Below are 5,080 nucleotides of genomic sequence, written 5' to 3' on the forward strand. Positions count from 1 at the left end.
CCGGGCGGCAATACCGTCAAGTCGCTGTTCCTGACGCCGGTCGCGATCACCAAGGACAACCTGAACGTCGTCATCGACGCGGGCTGGATCAAGAAGGACGAAGTCTGCGCCGGCGTTGCCGCGGGCGCCGTCGCTGCCTGCAACTGAGGCAGTTTGAAGACCAGGCGCCGCGGCCCATGAGCCGCGGCGTCCATCAAGCTTCGTTTCGCAACGGGCTTCCGGCTTCAAGTGAGCCGGGAAAGCCAATAGAATCGTGTTCCGGCAACCGCGCCAGACGGCAAACCGGTGGGAGGAAATCATGACCGATACGACCTCAAGCACGGTCGCCGCGGACCGGGCACGCGCAGCCGAACTCAGCGCCGCCGGCCGCTTCCTCAAGGCAACCGAACTCGACACGCGCATGCTCGGCATGGTCGGCGCGCTGCTGGTCATCTGGATCGGCATCCACGTCCTGTCGGGCGGGCTTTTCCTGACGCCGCGCAACCTGTGGAACCTGTCGGTGCAGACGTCCTCGGTAGCCATCATGGCGACCGGGATGGTGCTGGTCATCGTCATGCGCAATATCGATCTTTCCGTCGGCTCCGTCGAAGGCGTGGTCGGCATGATCATGGGCGTGGCGCAGGCCGAATTCCTGATCCGAGTCATCGGTCTCGAGCTCGGAAATCCATGGCTGTGGATCATCGCGCTCGCTGCCGGCGTGGTGCTTGGCCTGGCGATCGGCGCCTTCCAGGGCTTCATCATCGCCTATATGGAGGTGCCGGCCTTCATCGTCACGCTGGGCGGCCTGCTGGTCTGGCGCGGCATGGCCTGGATGATCACCAGCGGCCGCACGGTCGCGCCGCTCGACGCCACCTTCCAGTTGATGGGTGGCGGACCGCGCGGCTCGATCGGCGCCACGGCGAGCTGGGTCGTCGGCGTCGTCGCCTGCGCGGCGGTCGCCTTCGCGCTGCTCAACGGCCGCTCGCAGCGCAAGCGGTTCAATTTCCCGCTGCGTCCGGTGTGGGCTGAAGTCTTCCTCGGCGTCGTCGCCTGCGCCGCCATCCTCGGCGCGGTCTCAGTCGCCAATTCCTATCCGTGGCCGGTCGGCATCGTGCGCCAGTACGCCCAGCAGAACGGCATCACCCTTCCCGAAGGCGGTCTGTTCATCGCTCACGGCATCGCCATACCGGTGCTGATGGCGGTCGCGGTCGGCATTGTCATGACCTTCATCACCCGGCGAACCCGCTTCGGCCGCTATGTGTTCGCCATCGGCGGCAATCCGGAGGCGGCCTCGCTCGCCGGCATCAACACGCGCTGGGTGACGATGAAGGTGTTCATGATCATGGGCGTGCTGGCCTCGATCAGCGCCGCCATCTCGTCGGCGCGCCTCAACGCCGCCACCAACGCGCTGGGCACGCTGGACGAGCTGCTGGTCATCGCCGCCGCCGTCATCGGCGGCACGTCGCTCGCCGGCGGCTCGGGAACCGTGCTGGGGGCCATGCTCGGCGCGCTGCTGATGCAGTCGCTGCAGTCAGGCATGGTGCTGCTCGGCATCGACTCGCCGCTGCAGAGCATTGTCGTGGGCGCGGTTCTGGTCGTCGCCGTCTGGCTCGACACCGTCTACCGCAAGCGAGTCTGAGCAAGAACTTCAGGGAGGAGACGCGATCATGGAAAAGACAGCTCCCACCGGCACGCCGCTGATCGACATGCGCAACATCTCGATCGCCTTCGGCGGCATTCGCGCCGTCGACGATGCCTCGATCGATCTCTTTCCGGGCGAGGTGGTGGCGCTGCTCGGCCACAACGGCGCCGGCAAGTCGACGCTGATCAAGATCCTGTCCGGCGCCTACAAGCGCGACGCCGGCCAGATCTTCGTCAATGGCGAGGAGGCGCACATTTCCAACCCGCGCGACGCCAAGAAATACGGCATCGAGACGATCTACCAGACGCTGGCGCTCGCCGACAATGTCGACGCCGCCGCCAATCTCTTCCTTGGCCGCGAGCTGATGACCGGCTGGGGCACGCTCGACGATGTCGCCATGGAGGCCGAGGCGCGCAAGGTGATGGGCCGGCTCAATCCGCGCTTCCAGCGCTTCAAGGAGCCGGTGATCAAGCTCTCCGGCGGCCAGCGGCAGTCGGTGGCGATCGCGCGCGCCATCCTGTTCAACGCCCGCATCCTGATCATGGACGAGCCGACGGCCGCGCTCGGGCCGCAGGAGACGGCGCAGGTCGGCGAGCTGGTCAAGCAGCTCAAGGCCGAGGGCATCGGCATCTTCCTGATCAGCCACGACATTCACGACGTGTTCGAGCTTGCCGACCGGGTCTGCGTGATGAAGAACGGGCAGGTGGTCGGCACCGCGCGCACCAGCGACGTCACCCAGGACGAGGTGCTCGGCATGATCATCCTGGGCAAATGCCCGCCCGGCGCCATTCCCGGACCGGGGGCGCTGAAGATCGCCGCCTGAGGATTGGAAGCCGGCCAGAGAGGTTCAACGTTTCACGGAAACGCAGAACCGCTCTATCTCTTTGTTTTCACTCAATTCCGGACGGAAAACCGTTTCCCGCTTTTCCTGGCATTGCTCTAATGTCCGATACGTGATGTGCCAGGCGTCATGATGATTTGGCCGCGCCATTGTGTTGCCGCGGGGACTTGCTCATAAAGGTGCCCAACCGTTCAGGGGCCACTTCCTCAGTTGAAAAAGTTCTTCCCGATCCTCGCCTTCATCGCCGTCGCGCTGATCAGCCTGACGATGGCGGGGTTCGCCTATTTCGCCACGCAGGAAGCGGCGCGGATCAAGTTCGACGCGACCGCGGACGACGCGCTCAACCGGATCGAGAGCCGTATCGATCTCCATCTTTCGCTGCTGCGCTCGACCCAGGCGCTGTTCGACGCCCGCAACGGCGACATTTCACGCAATGAATTCAAGGCGTTCTTCAACGCGCTCGATGTCGACAACAATTTCGCCGGGCTGCGCGGAATCGGCTTCCTGCGGCTGGCCAAGGCCGGCGACGAGGCGGCGGTCGAGCGCGATATCCTGCGCGACCATGGCGTCGCGCATCAGGTCTACCCCGCGACGACGCAACCGTGGCGCACGCCGATCGTTATGTTCGAACCGATAGCTCCGTCCAACCAGGCCAGCATCGGCTACGACATGTTCACCGAGCCGGCACGGCGGGTGGCGATCGAAAAGGCGATGGCCGACGACCAGCAGCATGCAAGCGGCCTGGTCCAGCTCGGCCAGGGGACGGGCGCTACCCAGACCTTCCCCGGGTTCCTGGTCTTCGTGCGGCTCAATGTCGAAACCGCGCCCGAGGTCATCAACGCCAGCCGGTCGTCGACGGCGGGATTCCTCTATGCGGCCTTCCGCGCCCGAGACCTGTTCCAGACTGCGCTCAGCCGCGCCCCGCTGCTGCCGGTCAACACCGAGATCTATGACGGCAAGGTGGACGCCGGCAATCTTCTGTTCCGGTCGGAGACGCCGCCGTCCGAGACCCTCGGCGAGAGGCTGCTGGTGAGCCGCAAGCTCGTCGTCGCCGGCCGTCCCTGGACGGTGCTGTTTCGGCCGACAAGCGCTTTCTCGCTGCCGTCCTCGCGCGCCATTCCGGTGATGCTCGGCCTGTTCGGACTGTTGCTCGCCGGCGCCATAGCGCTGGTGGCGCGCTATCAGGAGCGTGCCTATGACGCGGTATCGCTGCTGCACGAAACGACGGAAAAGAGCCTGCTCGAGAAGGAGCTGATGCTGCAGGAGATGAAGCATCGCATCAAGAACTCGATCACCAGGGTGCTGGCGATCGCGCGCCAGACGGCTTCGCACGCCACCGACGTGAAGGAGTTCTCGTCGTCCTTCGCGGCGCGGCTGCAGGCGATGGCGGCGTCGCAGGACATGCTGACCCGCTCGCGCTGGCAGAAGGCCGATCTCGGCGATCTGCTGCGCATCGAGCTCGGCCAGGTGTTCGGCAAGGAGCTTCCCGCTGGCATATTGTCCGGACCGGAGGTGCTGCTCGACGAGACGACGACCCAGGCACTCGGCCTGACTTTCCATGAGCTGGCGACCAACGCGTTGAAATATGGCGAGGCCGGCAATTCCGTGGGGGCGCTCAAGGTCGACTGGTCGCTGCAGGGGCGCGGCCGCGACAGGCTGCTGGTGCTCAACTGGCGTGAAGCCGGACAGAAGCAGCTCGAAGCCCCGGCCAAGACCGGCTTCGGCACCAAGCTCATAGATCTCAACGTGACGCGCGAATTGCGTGGCACGATCAAGCGCGAGTTTCTCGCCGAGGGGCTGAAGGTGGAAATCAGAATCCCGCTGGCGACCTGAAAGGCGCTCCCCTCACCAGGAAGCTTCAAGTGCAGGCGGCACAAACAAACGGAGACCGGACGAGCCGGCCTCCGTTCCTATTGCGCCTGGTCCGAAGCGATCAGCAGCGAGCCGTGTAGAGACGGCCGCGATTGTCGCGATACTGGCAATAGCCATTGCGCAGGTTGCGAACCAGCAGACCCGAGCCCGCGCCGACGGCCGCACCGATGAGCGCGCCCTTGGTGCCGCCAATCAGGCCACCGGCAACGGCGCCGACGCCGGCGCCAACGCCAACATCCCGCTCGGTCGTGCTGCAGCCGCTGACCGCGACAACCGCAACCATGGCAATAATTATCTTCCGCATGAAGTCACCTCTCCTTTGTCCTCACTTTAGGAGGCTACAACCGCCATTTAACATGAAACAACGGCCTTTGCCCGCTCGATTTTATTGTTGACCAAGATCGGTTTTTTCGGGGCGCGCACTGTCGTTGGAGGCCAGGACGAGGCCGGAGACCTGCAGGGACGCGTCGAGCGTGCCGTCCGGACGCACGTTCCAGACGATCTGGTCGTAGTCGTCCTCCAGCGCCGGGTCGACGGCGAGGCATTTGGCAACGACATGAGGAGCCTGGCCCCGAACGTCGGTCAGGGCGAAGGGCCGTTCGGCGGTGCATTGCTCGGCGGTCTCGAAGACGCTGACAGGCACCGACAATTCACGGCATTCGGTCATGGAGTTGGAGCAGCCGATGACCAGCAGCAAGGCAGCAATATGTTCCATGGCGAGATTCCTCTCGCACAAGAACGGAGCA

Annotated in this window: 5 protein-coding genes and 1 pseudogene; 4 read left to right on the plus strand and 2 right to left on the minus strand. The window is 64.8% G+C overall.

The genetic code is table 11. The features are described 5' to 3' along the window. The 4 genes and pseudogenes from EN738_RS30770 to EN738_RS30785 all read left to right on the plus strand — a co-directional run. Nucleotides 1–147: pseudogene (locus tag EN738_RS30770) on the plus strand (D-xylose ABC transporter substrate-binding protein); the annotation flags it as partial. A gap of 151 nt (nucleotides 148–298) precedes the next feature. After that, nucleotides 299–1,618 carry a sugar ABC transporter permease gene (locus EN738_RS30775; protein WP_127286893.1) on the plus strand — a complete coding sequence of 440 codons (1,320 nt, stop codon included), beginning with the start codon at nucleotides 299–301 and terminating at the stop codon, nucleotides 1,616–1,618. A 28-nt stretch (nucleotides 1,619–1,646) separates the two neighbouring features. Further along, nucleotides 1,647–2,444 carry an ATP-binding cassette domain-containing protein gene (locus EN738_RS30780; RefSeq protein ID WP_127391062.1) on the plus strand — a complete coding sequence of 266 codons (798 nt, stop codon included), beginning with the start codon at nucleotides 1,647–1,649 and terminating at the stop codon, nucleotides 2,442–2,444. 228 nt (nucleotides 2,445–2,672) lie between these two features. Further along, entirely contained in the window at nucleotides 2,673–4,295 is a 1,623-nt protein-coding gene (locus EN738_RS30785; RefSeq protein WP_127286894.1) for a CHASE domain-containing protein, read from the plus strand. A 100-nt stretch (nucleotides 4,296–4,395) separates the two neighbouring features. On the opposite strand, the gene EN738_RS30790 is transcribed toward EN738_RS30785, so the two are convergent. Together EN738_RS30790 and EN738_RS30795 are read right to left on the minus strand one after the other, a co-directional pair. Next, on the minus strand, nucleotides 4,396–4,638 hold the full coding sequence (locus EN738_RS30790) for a YMGG-like glycine zipper-containing protein (RefSeq protein WP_127286895.1): 243 nt from the start codon (nucleotides 4,636–4,638) through the stop codon (nucleotides 4,396–4,398). 81 nt (nucleotides 4,639–4,719) lie between these two features. Continuing rightward, nucleotides 4,720–5,049 carry a hypothetical protein gene (locus tag EN738_RS30795; RefSeq protein WP_127286896.1) on the minus strand — a complete coding sequence of 110 codons (330 nt, stop codon included), beginning with the start codon at nucleotides 5,047–5,049 and terminating at the stop codon, nucleotides 4,720–4,722. Nucleotides 5,050–5,080 lie beyond the last annotated feature (31 nt).

This window comes from Mesorhizobium sp. M4B.F.Ca.ET.017.02.2.1, from assembly GCF_003998955.1.
GTDB lineage: Bacteria > Pseudomonadota > Alphaproteobacteria > Rhizobiales > Rhizobiaceae > Mesorhizobium > Mesorhizobium abyssinicae.

Excerpts from the sequence above, each read along its gene's own strand:
- EN738_RS30790 (WP_127286895.1), bottom strand. The coding sequence starts at position 4,638 with ATGCGGAAGATAATTATTGCCATGGTTGCGGTTGTCGCGGTCAGCGGC.
- EN738_RS30780 (WP_127391062.1), top strand. The coding sequence starts at position 1,647 with ATGGAAAAGACAGCTCCCACCGGCACGCCGCTGATCGACATGCGCAAC.
- EN738_RS30775 (WP_127286893.1), top strand. The coding sequence starts at position 299 with ATGACCGATACGACCTCAAGCACGGTCGCCGCGGACCGGGCACGCGCA.
- EN738_RS30795 (WP_127286896.1), bottom strand. The coding sequence starts at position 5,049 with ATGGAACATATTGCTGCCTTGCTGCTGGTCATCGGCTGCTCCAACTCC.